Annotated in this window: 26 protein-coding genes and 1 riboswitch; all 26 genes read left to right on the forward strand. The window is 32.8% G+C overall.

The features are described from left to right. The first annotated feature begins 18 nt into the window (after positions 1-18). The 26 genes from dnaG (at position 19) to gcvPB (ending at position 24991) form a co-directional block, all read left to right on the forward strand. Complete coding sequence (dnaG, locus tag HMPREF2846_RS07980) at positions 19-1791, forward strand: DNA primase (protein ID WP_070626392.1); 1773 nt, start codon at positions 19-21, stop codon at positions 1789-1791. 76 nt (positions 1792-1867) lie between these two features. After that, positions 1868-2977, forward strand: a complete 1110-nt coding sequence (rpoD, locus tag HMPREF2846_RS07985; RefSeq protein ID WP_002481056.1) for an RNA polymerase sigma factor RpoD — start codon at positions 1868-1870, stop codon at positions 2975-2977. Between the two features lie 125 nt (positions 2978-3102). Beyond that, entirely contained in the window at positions 3103-3777 is a 675-nt protein-coding gene (locus HMPREF2846_RS07990) for a tRNA (adenine(22)-N(1))-methyltransferase (RefSeq protein WP_060804758.1), read from the forward strand. Then, positions 3774-4868 (forward strand): Nif3-like dinuclear metal center hexameric protein, encoded by a 1095-nt coding sequence (locus HMPREF2846_RS07995; protein ID WP_060804757.1) that lies wholly within the window; start codon positions 3774-3776, stop codon positions 4866-4868. Before HMPREF2846_RS07990 ends, HMPREF2846_RS07995 begins: the two co-directional genes overlap by 4 nt. Positions 4869-4891: 23 nt before the next feature. Next, entirely contained in the window at positions 4892-6232 is a 1341-nt protein-coding gene (locus HMPREF2846_RS08000; RefSeq protein ID WP_070626393.1) for a DEAD/DEAH box helicase, read from the forward strand. Between the two features lie 16 nt (positions 6233-6248). Then, entirely contained in the window at positions 6249-7139 is an 891-nt protein-coding gene (locus HMPREF2846_RS08005) for a deoxyribonuclease IV (RefSeq protein WP_023015145.1), read from the forward strand. A gap of 127 nt (positions 7140-7266) precedes the next feature. Further along, a complete protein-coding gene (locus HMPREF2846_RS08010) occupies positions 7267-8037 on the forward strand; it encodes a metal ABC transporter ATP-binding protein (protein WP_070626394.1) in 771 nt (256 codons plus the stop codon). Further along, positions 8037-8885: a metal ABC transporter permease gene (locus HMPREF2846_RS08015; RefSeq protein ID WP_002481050.1), complete on the forward strand. Its 849-nt coding sequence runs from the start codon at positions 8037-8039 to the stop codon at positions 8883-8885. Before HMPREF2846_RS08010 ends, HMPREF2846_RS08015 begins: the two co-directional genes overlap by 1 nt. Then, complete coding sequence (locus HMPREF2846_RS08020; RefSeq protein WP_023015147.1) at positions 8886-9293, forward strand: Fur family transcriptional regulator; 408 nt, start codon at positions 8886-8888, stop codon at positions 9291-9293. A gap of 179 nt (positions 9294-9472) precedes the next feature. Next, positions 9473-10078 (forward strand): superoxide dismutase, encoded by a 606-nt coding sequence (locus HMPREF2846_RS08025; RefSeq protein WP_002481048.1) that lies wholly within the window; start codon positions 9473-9475, stop codon positions 10076-10078. Between the two features lie 202 nt (positions 10079-10280). Next, positions 10281-12341, forward strand: a complete 2061-nt coding sequence (locus HMPREF2846_RS08030; RefSeq protein ID WP_070626395.1) for a peptidoglycan D,D-transpeptidase FtsI family protein — start codon at positions 10281-10283, stop codon at positions 12339-12341. Positions 12342-12479: 138 nt separating this feature from the next. Further along, complete coding sequence (locus HMPREF2846_RS08035; RefSeq protein WP_002481046.1) at positions 12480-13022, forward strand: 5-formyltetrahydrofolate cyclo-ligase; 543 nt, start codon at positions 12480-12482, stop codon at positions 13020-13022. A 12-nt stretch (positions 13023-13034) separates the two neighbouring features. Continuing rightward, positions 13035-14492 carry a rhomboid family protein gene (locus HMPREF2846_RS08040; RefSeq protein WP_023015150.1) on the forward strand — a complete coding sequence of 486 codons (1458 nt, stop codon included), beginning with the start codon at positions 13035-13037 and terminating at the stop codon, positions 14490-14492. Further along, on the forward strand, positions 14476-14676 hold the full coding sequence (locus tag HMPREF2846_RS08045; protein WP_002481044.1) for a YqgQ family protein: 201 nt from the start codon (positions 14476-14478) through the stop codon (positions 14674-14676). Before HMPREF2846_RS08040 ends, HMPREF2846_RS08045 begins: the two co-directional genes overlap by 17 nt. After that, positions 14676-15662: an ROK family glucokinase gene (locus HMPREF2846_RS08050; RefSeq protein ID WP_002481043.1), complete on the forward strand. Its 987-nt coding sequence runs from the start codon at positions 14676-14678 to the stop codon at positions 15660-15662. Before HMPREF2846_RS08045 ends, HMPREF2846_RS08050 begins: the two co-directional genes overlap by 1 nt. After that, positions 15662-15991: an MTH1187 family thiamine-binding protein gene (locus tag HMPREF2846_RS08055; protein ID WP_002481042.1), complete on the forward strand. Its 330-nt coding sequence runs from the start codon at positions 15662-15664 to the stop codon at positions 15989-15991. The genes HMPREF2846_RS08050 and HMPREF2846_RS08055 overlap by 1 nt, the downstream gene beginning before the upstream one ends. Beyond that, entirely contained in the window at positions 15991-16614 is a 624-nt protein-coding gene (locus HMPREF2846_RS08060) for an MBL fold metallo-hydrolase (protein ID WP_057510470.1), read from the forward strand. The genes HMPREF2846_RS08055 and HMPREF2846_RS08060 overlap by 1 nt, the downstream gene beginning before the upstream one ends. Positions 16615-16670: 56 nt before the next feature. Next, entirely contained in the window at positions 16671-17645 is a 975-nt protein-coding gene (gene comGA, locus HMPREF2846_RS08065) for a competence type IV pilus ATPase ComGA (RefSeq protein ID WP_002481040.1), read from the forward strand. Then, the gene (gene comGB, locus HMPREF2846_RS08070) at positions 17617-18690 is read left to right on the forward strand and encodes a competence type IV pilus assembly protein ComGB (RefSeq protein ID WP_070626396.1); all 1074 of its coding nucleotides are present in this window, start codon (positions 17617-17619) and stop codon (positions 18688-18690) included. Before comGA ends, comGB begins: the two co-directional genes overlap by 29 nt. Positions 18691-18707: 17 nt before the next feature. Then, the gene (comGC, locus tag HMPREF2846_RS08075) at positions 18708-19037 is read left to right on the forward strand and encodes a competence type IV pilus major pilin ComGC (protein WP_002481038.1); all 330 of its coding nucleotides are present in this window, start codon (positions 18708-18710) and stop codon (positions 19035-19037) included. A gap of 2 nt (positions 19038-19039) precedes the next feature. After that, the gene (gene comGD / locus HMPREF2846_RS08080; protein WP_002481037.1) at positions 19040-19465 is read left to right on the forward strand and encodes a competence type IV pilus minor pilin ComGD; all 426 of its coding nucleotides are present in this window, start codon (positions 19040-19042) and stop codon (positions 19463-19465) included. Between the two features lie 218 nt (positions 19466-19683). Continuing rightward, entirely contained in the window at positions 19684-20178 is a 495-nt protein-coding gene (gene comGF / locus HMPREF2846_RS14550; RefSeq protein WP_070626397.1) for a competence type IV pilus minor pilin ComGF, read from the forward strand. A 164-nt stretch (positions 20179-20342) separates the two neighbouring features. Beyond that, positions 20343-20882, forward strand: a complete 540-nt coding sequence (locus tag HMPREF2846_RS08095; RefSeq protein WP_156423348.1) for a shikimate kinase — start codon at positions 20343-20345, stop codon at positions 20880-20882. Then, a riboswitch (glycine riboswitch) is annotated at positions 20860-20979 on the forward strand. It overlaps the preceding gene by 23 nt. Before the next feature lie 81 nt (positions 20980-21060). Beyond that, a complete protein-coding gene (gcvT, locus tag HMPREF2846_RS08100; RefSeq protein ID WP_070626398.1) occupies positions 21061-22155 on the forward strand; it encodes a glycine cleavage system aminomethyltransferase GcvT in 1095 nt (364 codons plus the stop codon). 21 nt (positions 22156-22176) lie between these two features. Then, entirely contained in the window at positions 22177-23526 is a 1350-nt protein-coding gene (gcvPA, locus tag HMPREF2846_RS08105) for an aminomethyl-transferring glycine dehydrogenase subunit GcvPA (protein ID WP_057510473.1), read from the forward strand. Then, complete coding sequence (gene gcvPB, locus HMPREF2846_RS08110; protein ID WP_070626399.1) at positions 23516-24991, forward strand: aminomethyl-transferring glycine dehydrogenase subunit GcvPB; 1476 nt, start codon at positions 23516-23518, stop codon at positions 24989-24991. Before gcvPA ends, gcvPB begins: the two co-directional genes overlap by 11 nt. Positions 24992-25053 lie beyond the last annotated feature (62 nt).

Consider the following 25053-nt stretch of genomic DNA (forward strand, 5'->3'; position numbering starts at 1 on the left):
TGTATACAGGTGGTTATGGTGAGAATAGAGCAATCAGTAATAAATGAAATAAAAGATAAAACAGATATTCTTGACCTTGTAAGTGAATACGTGAAATTAGAGAAAAGAGGGCGCAATTATATTGGTTTGTGTCCTTTTCATGATGAAAAAACACCTTCGTTTACTGTTTCAGAGGACAAACAAATTTGTCATTGTTTCGGTTGTAAAAAAGGCGGTAATGTTTTTCAATTTACTCAAGAGATAGAAGGTATTTCGTTTGTCGATGCTGTTAAAGCCCTTGGAGAAAGGGTAAATATAAAAGTAGATGTTGGACAAAATAATGAGCAAAACCAAATCGCTTCTGATGACTTAATGATGATTAAAATGCATGAACTTATGCAAGAATATTATCATTATGTACTGATGAAAACAGTGGAAGGGGAAGAGCCTTTAAAATATTTGAAGTCTAGAGGTTTCACTGAAGAACTGTTAAAAGACAGAAAAATCGGTTTTGCACCCGACAACTCTCACTTTTGTCATGATTTCTTGCAAAAGAAAGGTTATGATATTGAGCTAGCGTATGAAGCCGGTTTATTATCGCGCAATGAAGAAAACTTTAGTTATTATGATCGATTTAGAGATAGAATTATGTTTCCTTTGCATAATGCACAAGGACGAACTGTAGGTTATTCGGGAAGAACATACAAAAATCAAGAACCTAAATATTTAAACAGTCCGGAAACACCTATATTTCAAAAGAGACGACTTTTATATAACGTTGACAAAGCAAGACGTATTATACGTCAAAAAAATGAAATTATACTATTAGAAGGGTTTATGGATGTTATTAAAGCTGACATTGCTGGGGTTAAACAGGTTGTAGCAAGTATGGGAACACAAATTTCCCAAGAACACATAGCGTTCATCAAAAAACTAACATCAAATGTCACATTACTATTTGATGGCGATTTTGCAGGACAAGAAGCTACACTTAAAACTGGGCAGCACTTACTAGAGCAAGGTCTGAATGTTTTTGTTATTCAACTTCCTTCTAAAATGGATCCAGATGAGTATATTACTAAATATGGGGAAGATGCTTTTAAAAAATACGTGGAACATGAAAAACGTGCTTTTGTATTGTATAAAGTCAATTTATATAAAGACGAAATCGAAAATAACGACATGGCTTATGAACAATACCTTAAAGAGATAACGAACGATGTTTCATTAATGCAATCAGGGATTTTACAGAAAAAAGTATTGCAAGACGTTTCTGAATTGTTTAAAGTAAGTTTTGATAGTCTAAATAATGAAGTGTCAAGACATAACCAACATTCATTTCAACAAATACCTGCTGCAGTTCCAGAAGTTAAACAAAAAAAATATTCAAAACAAGAAGATGCTGAACGTAAACTATTAAAACATTTTATGTTTAATAAAGACATTTTTCTTGAACATAGTCAGCGTGTAGAAGCAGATGACTTTACAAATCAGCAATTTAAGCGTATATTTAATATTTTGCACGACTACTATGCTGAAAATGAATATTATAATCTGAGTACTGCATTATTATATAGTGATGAAGAAATAGATAGAGAAACTTTAATTGCATTAGACAATCTTTTACTCAATAACAATCCATATGAACATGAGATTGATGAGTATATTCAAATTATTGTTAGCAGTAGAGATGAAGAGACCTCTGAGTCATTAAACCAAAAGTTACGAGAGGCTACACGTATTGGTGATTCAGAACTGCAAAAGTATTATTTGCAAAAGATTGTCGCTTTAAATCAAAAACGAATGTATTAAAATTGTTAATATATATTTAAAGAGTTTTATTTAAGTAACGCATTGTGTGCTTATATTAATTTCGGGAGGCCTTTTTATGTCTGAAAACCAAGTGAAAGTAGTAAAAAAACAAACCATCGATCCGACATTAACTTTGGAAGATGTAAAAAAACAATTATTAGATAAAGGGAAAAAAGAAGGTCATTTAAGCCATGAAGAAGTAGCAGAAAAACTGCAAAACTTCGATATGGACTCTGATCAAATGGACGAGTTCTTTGAACAATTAAATGATAATGATATAAATCTTATTAATGAAAAAGACAGTTCTGATACAGACGAAAAACTTAATCCTAATGATTTAAGTGCACCTCCAGGTGTTAAAATCAACGACCCTGTACGTATGTATTTAAAAGAAATCGGTCGTGTTGATTTATTAAACGCCCAAGAAGAAATTGAACTTGCAAAACGTATCGAACAAGGTGATGAAGTAGCTAAAGCAAGATTAGCAGAAGCAAACTTACGTTTAGTTGTCAGCATTGCTAAAAGATACGTAGGACGCGGTATGTTGTTCTTAGACCTTATCCAAGAAGGAAATATGGGCTTAATTAAAGCGGTAGAAAAATTCGACTTCAGTAAAGGTTTCAAATTTTCTACGTATGCAACATGGTGGATTCGTCAAGCAATTACACGTGCTATTGCTGACCAAGCGCGTACAATCAGAATTCCAGTACACATGGTCGAAACAATTAATAAATTGATTCGTGTTCAACGTCAATTACTACAAGATTTAGGTCGTGATCCAGCACCAGAAGAAATTGGTGAAGAGATGGATTTACCACCAGAAAAAGTACGTGAAATCTTAAAAATTGCACAAGAGCCTGTTTCTTTAGAAACACCAATTGGTGAAGAAGATGACAGTCACTTAGGAGATTTCATCGAAGACCAAGAAGTACAAAGCCCATCTGATCACGCAGCGTACGAGTTATTGAAAGAACAATTAGAAGATGTTTTAGATACACTAACTGATAGAGAAGAAAACGTATTAAGATTACGTTTCGGTCTTGATGATGGACGTACAAGAACACTTGAAGAAGTTGGTAAAGTATTCGGTGTTACAAGAGAACGAATTCGTCAAATCGAAGCTAAAGCACTTAGAAAGCTAAGACATCCAAGCCGTAGCAAACGCCTTAAAGACTTTATGGATTAATTAAGTAAAAATAGCGAGACAATGAGCTGATAATGTTTGGCTGACGAAGGCAAGGAATCATGTAAAGACCTACAGTCAATCGAATATCTTGCTTATTGTCTCGCTCTTTTATTAGAGGAGCCAAAGTGATGATTTTAAACCAACGACTTACTGCAGTGAGTAAATATATAACTGGTGATGTATTGGCAGATATTGGTTCAGACCATGCATATTTGCCAATCTATGCGATAGAAAACGAATTATGTACTTCTGCTATTGCTGGAGAAGTGGTAAAAGGACCATATCAAGCTGCTTTAGATAACGTTAAAAAATATAGCATGCAAAATAGGATTGATGTTAAACTGGGAGATGGATTAAATGTCCTAGAAAAAACAAATAACGTTAATACTATTACAATATGTGGAATGGGCGGCCCATTAATTGCAGAAATACTCCAAAATGGAAAAGAAAAGCTAATGAATCAACCACGTTTAGCGTTACAAAGTAATATTCAAACATCTACTTTAAGACGTACATTAATGAAATTGGATTACCATATTATTGATGAAGAGATTATGGAAGAAAAAGGCCATATTTATGAAATAGTTATTGCAGAATATGGTCATAAAGAATTAAAAGAAGTAGAGTTGAAATTCGGTCCGATTTTAATGAATTCTAAATCAGCTTTATTCATTAAAAAATGGAATAGAGAATTAGAAGCTTTAAAAAACATCCAATCTCACTTGGATAAGAACAAGCATCAAAGCCGCTTAGAAGAGATTAATCATGAGATCAAATTAATTCAAGAGGTGTTATCATGAAAACTTCAGAGTTACTAAATATTTTAAATCAGCATGTTCCTTTTTCTTCTGCTGAAAGTTGGGACAATGTTGGCTTATTAATCGGGGACAAACAACAAGAAATCACAGGTATACTGACGGCGTTAGATTGTACAATGGAAGTGGTAAATGAAGCAATAGAAAAAGACATTAATACAATTGTTGCACATCATCCACTTATCTTTAAAGGAGTTAAAAGCATCAATGAACAAGGTTATGGCGCTATTATTCGTCGTTTGATACAAAACAATATCCAATTAATTGCCTTGCATACAAACTTAGATGTATATCGTTTTGGTGTCAATGCGATGCTATCAAAGCAAATTGGACTTACACATACTGAAATTTTAGAACCTCAACAAACAAATTATTATAAAGTCCAAGTGTTTATTCCTGAAGAAAATGTAGAGACATTTAAAAATAAAATGAATGATGAAGGTTTTGCATCTGAAGGTGATTATGAATACTGTTTCTTTTCTACTAAAGGTTCTGGACAATTTAAACCTGTCGAGAATGCACATCCTCATATCGGTGAGTTGGATCAAATCGAAACAGTTGAAGAAGTAAAAGTTGAATTCATGATTCAAGAGTACGAACGTACAAAAGCAGAGGATTGTATTAATGTACTACATCCATATGAAACACCGGTATATGATTTTATTCCATTAACTAAAACGGTAAAACGCGGTTTAGGTATGATAGGACAATTACCAGAACAAACAACTTTAAAATCATTAGCAATGACTATTAAAAAACAATTAGATATACCAAGCGTCCGTTTCACTGGGAATCCAGACACAGTAATCTCAAAAGCAGCAATTATTGGTGGCTCTGGTATTGGTTATGAAAAATTCGCACATCAAAAAGGTGCAGATGTATTTATCACTGGTGATATTAAACATCATGACGCATTAGATGCTGAAACAGAAGGATATAACTTAATCGATATCAATCATTATAGTGAATATGTTATGAAAGAAGGTTTAAAATCATTACTTAAAGAATGGATTAGTAATGATAACTTTACTATTGAAGCTTCAACTTTAAATACAGATCCATTTAATTATGTATAAAAAACTAAAAAGGAGGGATTTTAATGGCCACACAACACCCATTTGAACAATTTGATTTAAGTCCACAACTTATAGATGCTGTAGCTGACTTGAATTTTAATCAGCCAACTGAAATCCAACAAAGAGTAATCCCTAAAATTATCAAAGGTCAAAATATTATCGGGCAATCACAAACGGGTACTGGGAAGTCTCATGCTTTCTTGTTACCATTAATGGAAAAAATTGATACTTCAATTCAAGAACCCCAAGCTATTGTCGTTGCACCAACTAGAGAATTAGCACAACAACTTTATAATGCAGCACATCATTTAGCACAATTTAAAGATGAAGTTAAAGTCACTTTATTTATTGGGGGAACTGATTTTGCACGTGACAAACAACGTTGTAACGTACAACCTCAATTAGTCATTGGAACACCAACACGTATCAATGATTTATCAAAGGACGGCACATTACATGCACATTTAGCTCAGTATTTAGTTGTAGATGAAGCTGACTTAATGATTGATTTAGGTTTAATTGAAGACGTCGACCATATCGCAGCACGTTTAGATGACAGTGCACATATCGCTGTATTCAGCGCTACGATTCCAAAATCTCTACATCCGTTCTTAAATAAATATTTAAATCAACCAGAACTTATTGAAGTAGATAGTAAAACACAAAACAAGAAAAATATTGATTTTTACTTAATACCGACAAAAGGTTCATCAAAATTAGATAAAACTAAAGCTTTGATTGATATTATCAATCCATATCTATGCCTTATTTTCTGTAACAGCAGAGAAAATGCTGATGAATTAGCAGAATCATTAACTGCAGAAGGCTTAAAAATCGGTATGATTCATGGCGGATTAAGTCCTAGAGAAAGAAAACAACAAATGAAACGCATCCGCAACTTAGACTTTCAGTTTGTAATCGCAAGTGATTTAGCATCAAGAGGTATTGATATCGAAGGTGTCAGTCATGTAATTAACTATGATGTTCCTAAAGACATCGATTTCTTCACTCATCGTGTCGGCAGAACTGGTAGAGGCCAATATAAAGGTGAAGCATTTACTTTATATATGCCCGATGAAGAATATTTAATTGCTGAGATTGAGAAAAAAGGTTATAAATTCCAAGATGTTGATATAAAAAATGGTGAACTAAAAGAAATCAAAACGCATAATACAAGACAAACACGTAAAAACAAAGATGATCACTTAACTACTCAAGTGAAACAACAAGTTAAGCGCGGTAATAAGAAAAAAGTAAAACCAGGGTATAAGAAAAAGTTCAAGAGAGAATTAGAAAATTTAAAACGTCAAGAACGTAAGAAATACAGTAAACGTCAAAACAGACAACAAAGAAAAAATAAGTAAAGGTTAGGTGGACAGATTGTTAATTGGTTCTCATGTTCCGATGAATGGTAAAAAAATGCTGCTGGGTTCAGCAGAAGAAGCACATAGATTAGGCGAAAAAACATTTATGATTTATACAGGTGCACCTCAAAACACAAGAAGAAAAGATATCTCAGAACTAAATATTGAAGCCGGACACGAAGCAATGAAAGAATATGGTCTTTCTAATATCGTTGTACATGCACCTTATATTATTAATATTGCAAATACACAAAAACCCCATGTTTTTGATTTAGGTGTTGAATTTTTACAAAAAGAAATTGAACGTACCGAAGCAATCGGTGCAAAAGACATCGTCTTACACCCAGGTTCACACGTAGGAGCTGGTTCTGAAGCTGGCATTAAAAAAATTATTGAAGGTTTAAATGAAGTTCTAACAAATGAAAATGATGTCAGAATTGCATTAGAAACTATGGCCGGTAAAGGATCTGAAGTAGGTCGTACATTTGAAGAATTAGCACAAATTATAGATGGCGTAAATCATAACGAACGACTATCAATTTGCTTTGATACCTGCCACACACATGACGCAGGATATGATGTCAAAAATGATTTCGACGGTGTACTTGAGGAATTTGATAAAATAATTGGATTAGACAGAATTAAAGTACTTCATGTTAATGATAGTAAAAATGAAGTCGGTGCACATAAAGACCGTCACGAAAACATCGGTTTTGGTCATATCGGATTTGATGCATTGAATTATATTGTTCATCATGAAGTATTCGAAAACATTCCAAAAATTTTAGAAACACCTTTTGTAGGCGAAGATAAGAAAAATAAAAAACCACCATATAAACATGAGATTGAAATGTTGGAAAGTCAAACTTTCAATCCTGATATGAAGAATATCATTATGAGTGAATAATTCTATTAGAGTAATTATGTAATTAAAAGACAAAGCTTACTTTGTCTTTTAATTTTACATGCTCAATCGTAAGCATTACAATTTACATATTATTTATTCAAGGTTATATTTATAGCGAGGTGAAGATATGTCTACCCCAGTTTTTGAATTAAAAAATATAAATTACTATTTTGGAAACAAACAAGTACTGGAAAACATAAACATTAAAATATGTAAAGGTGATTTCTTGGCAATTGTCGGACCGAATGGGGCAGGTAAATCTACATTATTAAAAATTATGCTAGGTTTATTTCCACTTCAAAGCGGTGAGATGTATATTGATGGCCAGAAATACCAACGAAAATTATCAGAGTTGAAAATCAGCTATGTATCTCAAAAAGCAAGAGCATTTAATTCAGGTTTTCCTGCTAGTGTAAAAGAAGTTGTTTTAAGTGGATTAACAAAACAAAAACACCTTTTTCAATGGTTTAATAAAAAGGATGTACAAAAAGTTAAAAACATCCTAAAACGCTTAAATATTGAACACTTATTAAACAAAAACATTGCTGAATTATCAGGTGGACAACAACAACGCGTGTTAATCGCAAGAGCATTGATTTCAGACCCATCAGTACTTATTTTAGACGAACCTACTAATGGTATTGATGCTAAACATGTCAGTGAGTTTTATCAAACTCTAGAGCAATTAAAAAATGAAGGTGTCACTATTATTTTAGTTACACACGATATCGGAGTTGTCGTGGATACTGCAACAAAAGTTGCTTGCTTAAATAGACATTTACATTTCCATGGTCCTGCACAAGAGTTTAAGTCGCTAGATCAAGTTGAAATATCAAAAATTTACGGCTATCCAATTAAATTTGTTGACCATCAACATGAAAGGGAGTGCTGTAACTAATGATTGAAGCATTAATGAATTTCGATTTTATGCGCTATTCTCTTTTAAGTGGTATCTTGATTGGGTTTATTGCACCATTTATTGGTGCATTTATCGTAGTACGCAGACTCTCTTTGATTGCTGACGCATTAAGTCATGTAACTTTAGGCGGTATTTCTTTCGGAATGTTTTTAACCACATTATCACCGATATTTATCTTTATAAATCCTATGTGGGGTGGCATATTGTTTGCGGTAGTCGGTGCACTTTTAATAGAAAAATTAAGAACATCTTATCAAAACTATCAAGAAATTGCGATACCGATTATTATGAGTGCAGGTATTGGCTTAAGTGCCATTTTTATTTCACTTGCAGACGGATTTAACCAAGAGTTAGTAGGTTTATTATTTGGATCAATCAGTGCTGTATCTTTAAGTGATATGATTACTGTTTTGACCATTGCTGTACTTGTAACACTTTTCATTATGTTATTTTATAAAGAACTCTTTATCCTTTCATTTGATGAAGAATATAGTAAAGTTATTGGTATACCAAGATGGATTCAATTCTTATTCATTATCATTGTAGCCATGGTTATTTCAGCATCTATGCGCGTAGTTGGTATTTTACTTGTAAGTGCATTGATGACTTTACCAGTGGCCATAGCAATGAGAATGACAAAAGGATTTAAACAACTAATCCTCTATAGTATTATCATTGGAGAAGTATCTGTTATTGGTGGTTTAGTAATTGCTTTTTATTTAAATTTATCACCAGGTGGGGTTATTGTAGTATTATTAGTACTTATTTTAGTAGCTACAATGTTCACTCAGACTTTACGTACTAGGGTAAAAAAAGGAGATAGTTAAATGAATACGACTGATGCTATCAAATTATTAAAAGATAACGGTCATAAATATACAGATAAACGAAAAAAGATTATCGATATTTTCGTGAAGGAAAACAAATATGTAAGTGCGAAAACAATCCAACAAACTATGGATACTGCATATCCTGGAATATCTTTCGATACAATTTATAGAAATTTGTATTTGTTTAAAGATTTAGGAATTATCGAAAATACTGAACTAGATGGTGAAATGAAATTTAGAATTGCTTGTACACATCACCACCATCATCATTTCATTTGTGAAATTTGCGGAGACACGAAAGTAATTGACTACTGTCCGATGGACGCAATTAGGAAACAACTTCCTAATGTTACAATTCACACACACAAGCTTGAAGTTTATGGCATTTGTGAAAAATGTCAGTAACCATTAAATTTAGTAACTATATCAGTTTATAATGTTTAACTCTTTACTTTCAGGATAAACATATAGAGGAAAGAGTTCATATTAATTAGATACTTCATTATTTTATAAGCATAAAAATTGTAAGGTATCTAACGACTTGATATAGTAAATATGAAAACAATTTAGGAGGATGATTATTTATGGCTTTTGAATTACCAAATTTACCATATGAGTTTGATGCATTGGAACCACACATCGATAAAGAAACGATGGAAATTCACCATGACAAACACCATAACACTTATGTTACAAAATTAAACGCAGCAATCGAAGGAACTGATTTAGAAAACAAATCAATCGAAGAAATTGTTGCTAACTTAGATAGTGTACCATCTGACATCCAAACTGCAGTCCGTAATAATGGTGGTGGACACTTAAACCACTCATTATTCTGGCAAATCCTTTCACCTAACTCTGAAGAGAAAGGTACAGTAGTTGATAAAATTAAAGAACAATGGGGTTCTTTAGACGAATTCAAAGACGAATTTGCTAAAAAAGCTGCTGGACAATTTGGTTCAGGTTGGGCTTGGCTAGTAGTAGATAAAGACGGTAAATTAGAAATCGTTACTACAGCAAACCAAGACAACCCAATTACTGAAGGCAAAACTCCTATCCTAGGCTTAGACGTTTGGGAACATGCTTACTATCTTAAATATCAAAACAAACGTCCAGACTATATCAATGCATTCTGGAACGTTGTTAACTGGGAAAAAGTTGACGAGCTATACAACGCTGCAACTAAATAATCTTAATACCCACGAAAAGTTAAATTATAACTTTAACAGCAATTGGTTATCCAATTGCTGTTTTTTTATTGTTTCATTTGATTTTCACTTCTTTTACGAAGAAATCTTAAATTTATGTTTGGTTTTCTATGCAAATTATAGAAAAAAGTTCCGATTTCATATATCATTTGTTTAGAGAACTGTTGAATTGAGGTAGGTTGTATTGCTAAAAAGATTAAAGGAAAAAACGAATGATGAAAAAATCAGGAATCTGATGGATAAACGAATCGGATTCTTCTTCGGTCTCGTTGTCGTAGTATTTGTAATCATTGTTTTACGATTGGGTTACTTACAAATTGCACAAGGTTCTCATTACAAGCAACTCATTAAAAATGATGAAAATATTACGGTAAATGAATCTGTCCCAAGAGGAAGAATTTTAGATCGTAATGGTAAAATTCTTGTTGATAATGCTTCTAAAAAGTCTATTACATATACTAGAGGTAGAAAGACTTCACAAAAAGATATACTCAACGTAGCAGAACGCTTATCTAAATTAATAAAAATGGATACTGATCGTATTACCAAAAGAGATAAACAAGACTTCTGGATTCAATTACATCCTGATAAAGTTTCAGACATGATGAAAAAAGAAGATAAGATGCTTAGTGAAGGGGAAATTTCACAAAAACAGTACGATGAAGAATTGCATAATAAAATCAAGCAAAAACAACTTGATGATTTATCTGACAAAGACTTACAAGTATTAGCAATTTATCGTGAAATGATGTCAGGTTCAACACTAAATCCTCAAACTATTAAAAAGGATGATGTCAGCAATAAAGAATATGCTGCTGTGTCACAACAACTTTCAAAATTACCAGGTGTAAATACATCTATGGATTGGGATCGTAAATACCCTTATGGAGATGTGCTCAGAGGTTTATTCGGAAGTGTTTCAACATCAGAAGAAGGTATACCAAAAGAACTAACTGATTACTATTTATCAAGAGGCTATTCAAGAAATGATAGAGTTGGTAAATCATATTTAGAGTATCAATATGAAAATGTATTACGTGGTAAAAAGAAAGAAATGAAATACACAACTGATAAATCAGGAGAAATAACGAATGCAGAAGTAGTTAATCCAGGTTCACGTGGAGATGATTTAGTACTTTCAATAGATATTGACTTACAAAAGAAAGTAGAAGAATCTTTAGAACATCAAATTAATAAACTTCGTGGTGAAGGTGCTAAGAACATGGATAATGCATTCATTGTAGTGCAAGATCCAAATAATGGAGATATCTTGGCTATGGCTGGTAAGCAAATTAAGCCAGATGGTTCCATGACAGATTATGATATTGGTAACTTTACTTCTCAATATACGGTTGGTTCATCTGTTAAAGGTGGAACTTTATTAGCAGGTTATCAAAACAAAGCCATACATGTAGGAGAACATATGATTGATGAACCTCTACATTTCCAAGGTGGGCTTACAAAACGTTCTTACTTCAACCAAAATGGAAAAGTAGATATTAACGATAAAGAGGCATTAATGCATTCATCAAACGTATATATGTTTAAAACAGCTTTAAAACTAGCGAAAGATCCATATCATTATAATATGGCATTACCAAACGATATTAGAGATGCAGGTCAAAAATTACGTAAAGGACTAAATCAAGTAGGTTTAGGTGTTAAAACAGGAATTGACTTGCCTAATGAAGTTGCAGGTCAAATAGAAAAATTAGATTCAAACAGCGGTAACTACTTAGACCTTGCGATTGGTCAGTATGATACGTACTCTCCATTACAATTATCACAATATGTTTCTACGATTGCGAATAACGGTTATAGAATTACACCACACGTTGGTCTTGAAATCAGAAAAGCAACAGATAAAGATAGTTTAGGACCGGTTAAACATAAAATACGCGGTAATGTATTGAATCGTCTTAACAACTCACCTGATGAAATTAAACAAGTTCAAAAAGGGTTTGATATGGCATTTAATAAGGAACCAGGTACTGGATATAAGAGTTTCCATGACACAGTCGTACCATCTGCTGGTAAAACAGGAACAGCAGAAGTATTCCAAGACGGAAAGCCAAGAGTTAACTCAACTTATATCGGTTATGCTCCTAAAGATAATCCTAAATTAGCTTTCTCAATTGTCTATACTAATCAACCCGTTCCAGAACCATGGTTACAAGGTGGAGATTTAGGTCGCGACATTATCAATTATTATTTCGGTAAAGAAAAGAAATCATCAAAATCATAATTTTTCAGCTGATACTCACTCATCGAGTATCAGCTTTTTTGTTTCTATATACCTTCAAATATTAAGTCTAATGACACTTATGCAGATAAACGTTATAATGAAAATATTAATTCAAATAGAAAATATTGGGGTGTTATCATGAAAAAATCTGAACTTCGCAAACAAGTTTTGCAGAAGATGAAAAATATTAACAATCTCAACAAAGAAAAAGCTGATCAATGGTTAAAAGAACAATTATTAAAGACTGACGCTTTTAGAAACGCAAAAACGGTTGGCATTGTATTGTCTATGGAACATGAGGTTAATACATTTCCGATTATTAAAGAAATCATCAGTCAAGGAAAAATCCCTTTTGTACCAGCAACTGATTATGAAACTAAACGTATGACATTCCAAAGACTAAATGATTTAAACCAATTAAGCACGGATGAAAAAGGTATCCAATACGTTGATGCCGATACAGAGCGCACAAATTCATTAGATTTATTAATTGTACCAGGCGTTGTTTTTAACCAAGAAGGTTATAGAATCGGCTATGGCGGGGGTTATTTCGATAAGTTTTTAAATCAACATCGTACAGAAACAATAAGCCTAGTGTATGATACACAAATCGATAATACATTTAAACCAGAAGCACATGATGAAGTCGTTGAACGTCTGATCATTGCTAAAACTAGTTAAACTGGAGGCACCATGAATATAGAAAAACAATTTTGGAAATTAATTTATTATTATGTTAAATACTTCAACTACGAAATCGCACATATCAGTAAAAATGATACAGAAGTTTGGCTATCCAATAAAAATAAGAAAAAACTTATTATTGTTAAAACTGGAGTAAGTAGCTCTCAAGAAATACGTTTTGACAAAAGCAGAGTTTTAGAACATCAAAACGAAATTAGTGAATACACAGGATTCATTCCAAAATATGTGACTTTCAATTATTTAACTGAAAAAATCTTCACTTATGAGAACTTGAATGAAGTTCATCCTATTCACATGAATTTTAATGTCATTCGAAACCAACAAGATTTATTAAAAACTTTGCCGAACCCTATTATAGCTAAGCTTTATTCGCGTCAAAATGATAAAACATCACTCTACTACAAGAAACGACTTTATAGTAACAATCCTATAGAAAAATATATGTTGAAATTTGCTCCAGTCACATACTCGCTTATTACTATTAATATAATAATTTGGCTGTTTATGTTTTTGATCATCAATGCATTTACAAACAGAAGTTTATTAGATTGGGGCGGTTTAGTTCATTTTAATGTAGTTCATGGAGAGATATACCGTTTAATCTCATCTATGTTCATTCATTTTAACTTTGAACATATATTGATGAATATGCTTTCATTGTTTATCTTCGGAAAACTTGTTGAGGCCATTGCTGGTCATTGGAAAATGCTAGGGATTTATTTCATCTCTGGTATCTTTGGTAACATTGTATCTTTAGCACTGGACACAAACTCGATTTCAGTAGGTGCTAGTGGGGCAATTTTCGGTTTGATCGGCAGTCTATTCGCAATTATGTATCTTAGTAAACAATATACACCAAAAATGCTATTACAATTAGTTGGTGTATTAGCGTTATTAACAGTATTTTCATTATTTATGGCTAATGTAAATATCTACGCACATTTAGGTGGATTTATTGGCGGATTACTAGCTACTTTTATAGGTTATTATTTTAATAAAGATCGAAAGTTATTTTGGATTTTACTTGGTGTCGGTATTTTACTATTGATTATCTTGTTAATAAGAACATTCACTATTAAAGAGGATAATATTTATGATAAATTAATAAGTGAAGAGATGAGCAATGGTAATTACAACAAAGCTGAAGAGCTTATTAAACATACTATGAATAAAGGCTACGAAGATGATTATACATATTATTTAAGTGGTCTGTTAAAAGCAACAAAAGATTCAAAAGCTGAAGGAATTTCAACATGGGAACGCGGATTAAAACATTACCCTAACTCTGGCGTTCTAAATTATGAACTAGCAATTGCTAATCGTTCATTAGGAGATAAAAAATCGGCACTTAAACATATAAAGGTTGCAGTAAAATCAAATCCTCATAATGAAAAATATAAGTATCTAAAAAAAGAGTTGGAAAAACAAAATGAATCGTCAAATTAACACGTTTTACGACGTACAACAGTTACTTAAACAATTTGGGTTTATAATTTACTTTAAAGATAAACACGACATGTATGAAATGATGGAACAAGAAATTAGAGAGCTATTTGAATATCAACTTATCTCTAAGGACGCATTTATCAAGTGTATCTTAATAATCAATCAAAGAAGGATGAATAAGTAATGAGAAATTTAATATTGGCAGCCGATGTCGGTGGAACTACATGTAAACTAGGAATTTTTGATAACAAACTTGAAAGAATCACTAAATGGTCGATACAAACTGATATCAGTGATCCATCAGGTGTCGTTTTACTTAAATCTATTTACAGTGCGTTTGTACAAAAAATGAATGAACTAAGTCTAAAAATGGAAGATGTTATTGGATTGGGAATTGGTGTACCAGGACCTGTTGATTTCGAATCAGGTATTGTTCATGGAGCAGTAAATTTAAACTGGCCTGGGGATGTTAACGTGCGAGCGATTCTTTCACAATTTGTAAGTTTCCCGATTTTTGTTGACAACGATGCTAATGCAGCGGCACTAGGTGAAAAACATAAGGGTGCAGGTCATGATGCAGATGATGTTGTAGCCATTACATTAGGCACTGGAGTAGGTGGCGGTATTATCTCAAATGGTAAGTTAGTCCACGGTCATAATGGTTCTGGTGCTGAAATTGGTCATTTCAGAGTAGACTTTGATCAACGGTTTGCTTGTAATTGTGGTAAAAATGGTTGTTTAGAAACTGTTGCTTCAGCAACAGGTGTAGTTAACTTAGTTAAATTTTATCATCCTAAACTTACAATCAAATCTTCGATTTTAGAGCTTATTAAAGAAGATAGAGTCACTGCAAAAGATGTTTTCGATGCTTCTAAAAAAGGTGATTTGTTCTGCTTATTTATTACTGAACGTGTTGCAAACTATATCGCTTATGCATGCAGTATCATCAGTGTAATGAGCAACCCGAAATATATTATCTTAGGTGGCGGAATGTCTGAAGCAGGAGATATTCTAATTGAAAATATTAAAACTGAATATAGAAACCTTACTTTTACACCTGCACAAAACGGCACTGAAATTGTGAAAGCACAATTAGGAAACGATGCCGGCATTACTGGTGCTGCAGGTTTAATAAAAACATATGTTATTGAAGAGGAGCGTGTTGAATAATGGCTATCGTAGACGTAGTCGTAATTCCAGTAGGAACAGAAGGTCCAAGTGTAAGTAAATATATTGCAGAAATTCAAACAAAATTAAAAGAATTCAAAGAACAAGGTATCATTGATTACCAGCTAACACCTATGAATACCCTAATAGAAGGTGATTTGAAAGACTTATTGCATGTCGTTCAAGTAATTCATGAACTGCCTTTTGATAAAGGTCTAGACAGGGTATGTACTAATATAAGAATAGATGACCGTCGAGACAAATCTAGAAAAATGAATGATAAATTGGTCTCTGTTCAAAAACAATTAGACAAAAATAGTGGTGAAAAATAATGGAAATTTCATTTTTAACTTTAGGTATAGCGGATACAAACACTTATTTTATAGAAAATGAAGACAGTGTTTTACTTGTAGATCCATCAAGTGATGGGCAAGAGATTATTTCAAAACTTAAATCTATTGGCAAACCGTTGAAAGCAATCATTTTAACTCATGCGCACTTTGATCATATCGGTGCATTAGACGAAGTGTTGGAGCACTATGATGTGCCTGTTTATCTTCATAAAGAAGAATTTGATTTTCTTACTGAACCTGCAAAAAATGGTTCTGAAAAATTCAGTCAATATGGTTTAAAGCCTATTACAAGTCATGCAAAACCTATTGCACTCGATGAAGGTAAACATGATATCGAAGGATTCAATGTCGAAGTCATGCATACACCTGGTCATTCACCAGGAGGGCTCACTTTTATCTTTGATGATTTCGCATTAGTTGGAGATGCTTTATTTAATAACGGTATCGGAAGAACAGATTTATATCGTGGAGACTACGAAACATTAGTAGACTCTATACAAGATAAAATTTTCACTATAAAAGATGATCTACCGTTATATCCAGGACATGGCCCTTCTACCACTGTAGAAGGTGAACAATTAAATCCTTATCTACACGGCTAAAATTTAAAAGTAATATTCTCACCTCCTACGTTTGTATATGTAGGAGGTGATTTTTTATGAAAAGGCTATTTGAAAAAATTTTAATCGACGCAATCGCACAACGCGTATCAGACATTCATTTTATACCAATAGAACATGCCGTACTTATTAAGTTCAGAGTTAATGATATGTTATTAAATTATGAATCCATTGAGATTACAACGTATCAGAAGTTACTTACTTTTATGAAGTTCTTATCTGGCTTGGATGTTTCTACTTATCACCAAGCACAAAGTGGCCAAACAACTTTCAAGCATCAAATGCTTTACAATTTAAGAGTATCTACTTTGCCGCTCTCATTAGGAATGGAAAGCTGCGTTATTAGAGTTTCCCCACAGTATTTTACTCAAGAATTTGAATGTGAAGGTCCAAAACACTTTCATCACTTAATGAATAAAAAACAAGGTTTAATTTTATTTACAGGTCCAACGGGTTCAGGGAAGAGTACTATGATGTATGAAATGGTTTCTTTTGCGAAAGAAAAATTAAACCTAAACATTATTACAGTCGAAGACCCAGTAGAGAAGAGGATTCCTGGGATAACTCAAATCTCTGTAAATGAAAAAGCCGGTATCAACTATGAAAGTTCTTTCAAAGCTATTTTACGATGTGATCCAGATATTATCCTTATCGGAGAAATTCGTGAAGCATCTATTGCTAAATGTGTTATTCAAGCCTCATTAAGCGGACATTTGGTGTTGTCTACATTACATTCTAATGATTGCGAGGGTGCCTTGTTACGTTTACTAGAAATGGGCATAACACCGCAAGAGGCGCAACAAGCCATAGCCTTAATATCAAATCAAAGGCTAGTTACAAATCAATCAGGACACCGTGAACTAGCATATGAGACATTATATCAATCAGATATTCAATACTTTTTTAAAAACAATCATATGCTGCCCAAACATTTTATAAAATTAAGCAAAGTACTTAGTCAGATGAACAAAGAAGGCGTTATTTGTGAAGAAGTGTTTAAAAGATATACTTAATTCCAAGATTCGTAATAAGAAACAAATAAGTGACAAAGATCAACTCATATTATTAAACAGATTGAAAATATTACTTGATCATGGATTCACTTTGATAGAATCATTTGAATTCTTGAATATGCACATTGATTATAAAGATAAAGAAACGCGCCATACGATTATAAAATTTTTAAAAGATGGTAAGAATTGTCATTTTATCCTCTCGTTTCTAAACTATCCTCAAACTATTGTGACTCAAATATATTTTTCCGAAAAGTTCGGAAGGCTGTCTGACAGCTTAACTGAGTCATATACATTTCTAAAACAGAAATGCGAATCAAAACAACGCTTGATCAAAACAATTCAATATCCTGTGATACTAATAGGTGTATTTATGTGCATGCTGTTTGGTATCAATTATTTTATACTACCTGAATTCCAACAAATATATACCACAATGGACATTCAATTGTCTCCGCTTTTAAAGATACTCAATTATACAATTCAACATTTTCCTCACATCATTCTTTCCCTTATTGCATTTTTATCAATAATTTTCCTAATTCTATTCCAATATATAAGAAAGCTGCCAATAGAAAAACGAATCAAATTTATTATTAAACTCCCATTCATCAACACCTACTACAAACTCTTTAAAACTTATCAAATTACAAATGAATTATCGTTGTTTTTTCGAAATGGTATTGTTTTACAGCAGATATCAAATATTTACACAGAACAGAAGATTGATTTGTTTTTAAATTACCTTGGTGATTTCATGATTAAAAATATTGAAAAAGGGATGCGATTACCTGAAATTTTACAAGCAGTTGGTTGTTTTCAAGAAGAACTTATTCATTTTATTGAACAAGGTGAAAAGAGCGGAAAAATTGATATAGAATTAAGCATCTACGCACAGATTCTTCTAAGTCAAATCGAGAGTCAAATGAACAAACAAATAAAGTTTATTCAACCAGTTATCTTTTTATTGCTAGGATTTCTAATTATCTCACTTTATCTAGTCATTATGTTGCCAATGTTCGACATGCTTCAATCCATCAAATAACAAAGAAGGAGAAACCTATGAAAAACCTTGTCAAAAACTTAAAACATAAATATTTACGAGCATTTACTTTACTAGAAATGCTTTTAGTTCTTTTAGTTATCAGTGTTTTATTGATACTCATTATTCCAAATATCGCTAAACAATCTAAGCATGTTCAAGATACTGGGTGTGAAGCACAACAAAAAATGGTGAATAGCCAAATAGAAGCTTTTACCCTCAATAAAAATAGAGCGCCTTCTTCAATCGATGAATTAGTTAGTGAAGGATTTTTAAAAGAAGGTCAAAAAACATGTAAATCCGGAAAAACGATTACAATCAGCGACGGCGAAGCTACCGTTAGTCAATAGTCATGAAAGCTTTTACTATGATTGAAACTTTGCTAGTTCTTGCGATTATTAGCCTTTTAACATATCTAAGTTTAAATGTTAAAAGCCCAACACATTTAAAAGACGTGGAAAATGAATTATTAGCTAAAAATCTTGCTGCGCAAATAATATACATGAAATCTACTGCTATTAAAAATCATGATGATGTTATACTATTTTTTAATCGTGGCAGCAATAGAATCAAAGTAATAAATCAAAATCATCAAGTAAGTTATATAACAATCACAAAAGGAGAAATAGTAAGAAGTAACAATATGGATATTGTTGTTATTAGTCCAGAAGGTGAGTTTAATCGGTTTGGATCTGTTTACATTAAGTTTAATCAAACAACATTTCGCTTTATTTTCCATATTGAGAAAGGAAGTTTAAGAATTGAAAAGACATCGTAGTAAAAATTATATCAAGGGATCTTTTATGCTTGATGCATTGACTTCGTTTTCTCTTATCATTACTTTACTTCTAATTTTCTTGCCTGTATTAATTAATCAGCATTTACAGTTTCGTAAAGAAATTGAAAAAGCAGATATGTATCGCACATTAATAACGGTAATTAATCGTTTTAACATAAATGAAATTCAACAAGGGATACAACTGGAGCATTATACCATTGAAAAGATTGAACAATCTATTTGTATTAAAAGCAATGAAACTGATAGTCACTACTGTTTTAAAGTTAAATCAAAAAAGAATTAAAGGCTTTACATTCATCGAAATGATTTTTGCGTTATGTATTTTTTCAATTACAATGAGTCTAATACCACCTTTATTCAAATCTGTAAAAACATTAAATAAACACATGGATGATGCATCTTTGATTCACTATGAATTTTTTGCACAAGACATATCTAGAGAGATTAAACATATACCAATAGATAAAATCAATGTCAGTAATAGACGCATAATGATACAAGAAGATAGCAAACAAACAGCGTATATCTTTTCTAATCGGAAAATTTATAAAAATATAAATTCACGCGGAAATATAACGCTGATACAGGATATAAGTGACTTCAAAGTAACAAAAATTGACGATAAATACTTAAAGGTGGAAATGACTCTGATTGAAAACGAAGAAAAATATTACAAAGTACTATACTTATAATCTGAAAGGTTACCTGTTACCGTTTACAACAATAATTTTTATGATTTTTATTCTTATTTTGACTTCCTATAGCTATCAATATAGCTTAAAATTAAAGACAATACACAATCTTAACATCTACTACAAACAACAACTAGAACAAATTGTTGAGAAGGATGAGAAATATGAAAAACAAGGAAGTTAAAAAAGAACCCATTATTTTTATAGGATTTATGGGAACGGGCAAAACAACATTAGGAAAATACATCGCTGAAAAAGAGGGTAAGAGCTTTATTGATTTAGATCAACTTATCCAATTGCGAACACATCAAACAATCCCTGAAATCTTTGAATTAAAAGGGGAGAGTGGCTTCAGAAAATTAGAAACACAATATTTACAGGAAGCTATTAATGAATATGACATCATTTCTACTGGTGGGGGTGTGATTGAAAGCCCTGATTCTATGGAAATTTTATCCCACTATAAATTTATAATTTGGTTAGATGCAAGCATTCAACTTATATACGATAGAATTAAAAACGATAGTAATCGACCTAACGCTGCAAATAAAGCATTCGATGAATTAAAAAGGTTGTATTTATCAAGGGTTTCACGATATAATGAAATCGCATTCAGCAGAATGGATACAGACAATGATTTGAGTTTATTACATCAAAATTTGATGAATATCATTATAGCGAATGATCAGTATTGGAGAGAATGAATTATCTAAAACATTATTTGTGTTTTAGCTTGTATTCATCGCCGAAGGTGCAAGATGTTATATCGAATCTCTCAGGCAAAAGGATAATACTGTGACGCATTCCTGAAGGTAACTACAGGATAGCAATTGGCTTTGCTATCCTGTTTTTAATATTTAATCACATATAGGGGGTTGCAAGATGTCAAACGACTTAAAAAAGACACCATTGTACGACCGTTTTATTGAAAGCGGAGCAAAAATTGTTGAATTCGGTGGATGGGCAATGCCTGTTCAATTTTCTAGTATCAAAGAAGAACATAACGCAGTAAGGGAAGTTATGGGAATCTTTGATGTCAGCCATATGGGCGAAGTGTTAATTGAAGGCAAAGAAGCATCAGAATTCATTCAATATGTGCTTTCAAATGATACAGATCAATTATCAGATAACAAAGCGCAATATACTGCACTTTGCAATGAAAAAGGCGGCGTGATTGATGATTTAATCACTTATAAATTAGATGATAATAAATTTTTATTAGTGGTTAATGCTGCAAATACAGATAAAGACTATGAGTGGATTAAATCTCACTCAGACAAATTTGATGTAAATGTTGAAAATGTTTCTGATCAATACGGTCAATTAGCAGTTCAAGGACCAAAAGCACGCGACTATGTTGCAAGCTTGGTTGATGTAGATGTTTCTGAAATGAAACCTTTCGAATTCAAAAAAGATGTTGAAATCTTTGGAAAAAATGTTATCTTATCTCAATCAGGTTATACTGGTGAAGACGGTTTTGAAATTTATTGCGACTCTAAAGACGTCGTAGATATTTGGGATGGTCTTTTAGAAAATGCTGATTTAAAACCAGCTGGATTAGGTGCACGTGATACTTTACGTTTAGAGGCAGGTTTACCTCTACATGGACAAGAGTTATCAGAAGATATCACACCTTATGAAGGTGGTATTGCATTTGCTGCTAAACCATTGATTGAAGCAGACTTCATTGGTAAAGACGTGTTAAAAGATCAAAAAGAAAATGGAGCAAAACTTAGATCAGTTGGTTTAGAAATGATCGAAAAAGGTATCCCAAGAACTGGCTATGATGTGCTAGACTTAGAAGGTAACAAAATTGGGCAAGTTACATCTGGTACGCAATCGCCAGCAACTGGAAAAGGCATTGCATTAGCAATGATTGACCGTGATGAATTCGAAATGGGCAAAAAAGTCATCGTTCAAGTAAGAAAACGTCAAGTCAAAGCTAAAATTGTCAAGAAAAATCAAATCAGTAAATAATTTAATGAAGGGGTGGCAGTGGTGAGTCATCGTTATATACCATTAACTGAAAAAGACAAAAAAGAAATGTTAGAAACAATCGGCGCAAGCTCAATTGAAGAATTATTTGGAGATGTGCCAAAAGAAATTTTATTGGATAGAGAGTTAGATATTCCAAATGGAGAAGATGAAACTACTTTATTCAAACGTCTTAGCAGAGTTGCTAATAAAAACATTACAAAAGAAGATCATACTTCATTCTTAGGTGCGGGTGTTTATGACCATTATGCACCAGCTGTTGTAGATGCTATGATTTCACGTTCAGAATTCTATACAGCTTATACGCCTTACCAACCAGAAATTTCACAAGGGGAACTTCAAGCAATCTTTGAATTCCAAACTTTAATTTGTGAATTAACAGGTATGGATGTTGCAAACTCATCTATGTATGATGGAATCACAGCATTTGCTGAGGCATGTATTTTAGCATTAAGTCAATCTAAAAAGAATAAGATTGTTGTATCTAAAGGCTTGCATTATCAAGCATTACAAGTACTTCACACATATTCAAAAGTTAGAAGTGAATATGAAATTGTAGAAGTTGATCTAGACGGTACTGTAACTGATTTAGAAAAATTAGATGCAGCTATTGATGAAGATACAGCAGCTGTAGCTGTTCAGTATCCTAACTTCTATGGTTCTATCGAAGATTTAGAAAAAGTTAAATCATTTATTAAAAGTAAAAAGACATTATTTATTGTCTACGCAAATCCACTTTCACTTGGCTTGTTAACACCTCCAGGTGAATTCGGTGCAGATATTGTTGTAGGTGATACACAACCATTTGGTATTCCAAGTCAATTCGGTGGACCACACTGTGGTTTCTTCGCAACAACTAAAAAGTTAATGCGTAAAATCCCAGGTCGCTTAGTTGGTCAAACGAATGATGATCATGGAAACCGTGGTTTCGTATTAACGCTACAAGCGCGTGAACAACATATCCGTCGTGATAAAGCAACTTCAAACATCTGTTCAAACCAAGCTTTAAATGCTCTAGCATCTTCAATTGCTATGTCAGCTCTAGGAAAACAAGGTATTCAAGATATTGCTGAACAAAACTTTGAAAATGCTAACTATGCTAAGAAAGAGTTTGAAAAAGCAGGTGTAGAAGTATTACCAGGTACATCTTATAATGAATTCGTTATTAAGTTGGACAAACCTGTTAAAGAAGTAAATGGTCAATTATTAGAAGAGGGCATTATTGGCGGTTTCGATTTAACTGAAATCAATGACGATATGGGACATGCAATGCTAGTTGCTGTCACTGAATTAAGAACAAAAGATGAAATTGATACTTTTGTGAAGAAAGTGGGTGAGATTAATGGTCAGTAAATCAAGTCCATTAATTTTCGAACGTTCAAGAGCAGGAAGATATGCATACTCTCTTCCGAAAAAAGAGATTGATACAAATGCAGTTGAAGAATTATTAGATGATAAATTCATCCGTAAAAACAAAGCAGAATTCCCTGAAGTATCAGAATTAGACTTAGTAAGACACTATACTGAGTTATCTAACAAGAACTTCGGTGTAGATACTGGTTTCTATCCTTTAGGTTCATGTACAATGAAGTACAACCCTAAAATCAATGAAAAAGTAGCACGTATTCCTGGATTTGCTGAAGCACATCCATTACAAGAAGAATCTCAAATTCAAGGTTCTTTAGAAATCATCCATAGCTTACAAGAAGAATTAAAAGAAATTACAGGCATGGATGAAGTAACATTACAACCTGCAGCAGGTGCACATGGTGAGTGGACTGCATTAATGATTTTCAAAGCTTATCATGAAAAAAATGGTGAAGGTCACCGTGATGAAGTCATTGTACCTGACTCAGCACATGGTACAAACCCTGCTTCTGCAGCTTTCGCTGGCTTCAAATCAGTTACAGTTAAATCTGATGAAAACGGCGAAGTAGACGTAGAAGATTTAAAAACTCTTGTTAATGAAAATACAGCAGCAATTATGTTAACAAACCCTAATACTTTAGGTATCTTTGAACATAACATTATGGAAATTGGAAAAATTGTTCATGATGCTGGTGGCTTATTATACTATGATGGCGCAAATTTAAACGCGATTATGGATAAAGTAAGACCTGGAGACATGGGCTTTGATGCTGTTCACTTGAACTTACACAAGACATTCACTGGGCCTCACGGCGGTGGTGGACCAGGTTCAGGTCCTGTTGGAGTTAAAAAAGAACTTGCTAGCTTCTTACCAAAACCAATGGTAATCAAAGATGGCGACACTTATAAATATGACAACGATATTAAATATTCTATCGGTCGTGTTAAACCATTCTACGGTAACTTTGGAATCTACTTACGTGCTTATACGTATATTAGAACAATGGGTAACATTGGTCTTAAAGAAGTTTCAGAAGCAGCAGTGCTTAATGCCAACTACATTAAAGCGCGTCTGAAAGATGCATTTGAAATTCCATATAACCAATATTGTAAACACGAATTCGTATTAAGTGGATCTAAGCAGAAAAAAGAAGGCGTTCGTACATTAGATATGGCGAAACGTTTATTAGACTTCGGTGTTCATCCACCTACAATTTACTTCCCGCTTAATGTGGAAGAAGGTATGATGATTGAACCTACAGAAACAGAATCTAAAGAAACATTAGATTACTTCTGTGATGCATTGATTCAAATCGCTGAAGAAGCAAAAGAAGATCCAGATAAAGTGCTTGAAGCACCTCATAATACAGTAATCGATAGACTTGATGAGACTAAGGCAGCTAGACATCCAGTCTTGAAATTCGAAAACTTACACGAAGAAAAACTTTAATATCAATAATGATTAAACCCTCGTTTTTAAGGCTCTCTGTCAAATAGGACTGGTGAGCAAAA

This window comes from Staphylococcus sp. HMSC056G08 (assembly GCF_001812305.1).
GTDB classification, from domain to species: Bacteria; Bacillota; Bacilli; order Staphylococcales; family Staphylococcaceae; genus Staphylococcus; species Staphylococcus simulans.

Excerpts from the sequence above, each read along its gene's own strand:
- HMPREF2846_RS08010 (WP_070626394.1), top strand. The coding sequence starts at position 7,267 with ATGTCTACCCCAGTTTTTGAATTAAAAAATATAAATTACTATTTTGGA.
- comGD (WP_002481037.1), top strand. The coding sequence starts at position 19,040 with ATGAAAGCTTTTACTATGATTGAAACTTTGCTAGTTCTTGCGATTATT.
- comGC (WP_002481038.1), top strand. The coding sequence starts at position 18,708 with ATGAAAAACCTTGTCAAAAACTTAAAACATAAATATTTACGAGCATTT.
- HMPREF2846_RS08025 (WP_002481048.1), top strand. The coding sequence starts at position 9,473 with ATGGCTTTTGAATTACCAAATTTACCATATGAGTTTGATGCATTGGAA.
- HMPREF2846_RS08015 (WP_002481050.1), top strand. The coding sequence starts at position 8,037 with ATGATTGAAGCATTAATGAATTTCGATTTTATGCGCTATTCTCTTTTA.
- gcvPB (WP_070626399.1), top strand. The coding sequence starts at position 23,516 with ATGGTCAGTAAATCAAGTCCATTAATTTTCGAACGTTCAAGAGCAGGA.
- HMPREF2846_RS08000 (WP_070626393.1), top strand. The coding sequence starts at position 4,892 with ATGGCCACACAACACCCATTTGAACAATTTGATTTAAGTCCACAACTT.
- HMPREF2846_RS08035 (WP_002481046.1), top strand. The coding sequence starts at position 12,480 with ATGAAAAAATCTGAACTTCGCAAACAAGTTTTGCAGAAGATGAAAAAT.
- HMPREF2846_RS08095 (WP_156423348.1), top strand. The coding sequence starts at position 20,343 with ATGAAAAACAAGGAAGTTAAAAAAGAACCCATTATTTTTATAGGATTT.
- HMPREF2846_RS08040 (WP_023015150.1), top strand. The coding sequence starts at position 13,035 with ATGAATATAGAAAAACAATTTTGGAAATTAATTTATTATTATGTTAAA.
- HMPREF2846_RS08045 (WP_002481044.1), top strand. The coding sequence starts at position 14,476 with ATGAATCGTCAAATTAACACGTTTTACGACGTACAACAGTTACTTAAA.
- HMPREF2846_RS08050 (WP_002481043.1), top strand. The coding sequence starts at position 14,676 with ATGAGAAATTTAATATTGGCAGCCGATGTCGGTGGAACTACATGTAAA.
- comGA (WP_002481040.1), top strand. The coding sequence starts at position 16,671 with ATGAAAAGGCTATTTGAAAAAATTTTAATCGACGCAATCGCACAACGC.
- HMPREF2846_RS08020 (WP_023015147.1), top strand. The coding sequence starts at position 8,886 with ATGAATACGACTGATGCTATCAAATTATTAAAAGATAACGGTCATAAA.
- gcvT (WP_070626398.1), top strand. The coding sequence starts at position 21,061 with ATGTCAAACGACTTAAAAAAGACACCATTGTACGACCGTTTTATTGAA.
- HMPREF2846_RS08060 (WP_057510470.1), top strand. The coding sequence starts at position 15,991 with ATGGAAATTTCATTTTTAACTTTAGGTATAGCGGATACAAACACTTAT.
- rpoD (WP_002481056.1), top strand. The coding sequence starts at position 1,868 with ATGTCTGAAAACCAAGTGAAAGTAGTAAAAAAACAAACCATCGATCCG.
- HMPREF2846_RS07995 (WP_060804757.1), top strand. The coding sequence starts at position 3,774 with ATGAAAACTTCAGAGTTACTAAATATTTTAAATCAGCATGTTCCTTTT.
- HMPREF2846_RS08055 (WP_002481042.1), top strand. The coding sequence starts at position 15,662 with ATGGCTATCGTAGACGTAGTCGTAATTCCAGTAGGAACAGAAGGTCCA.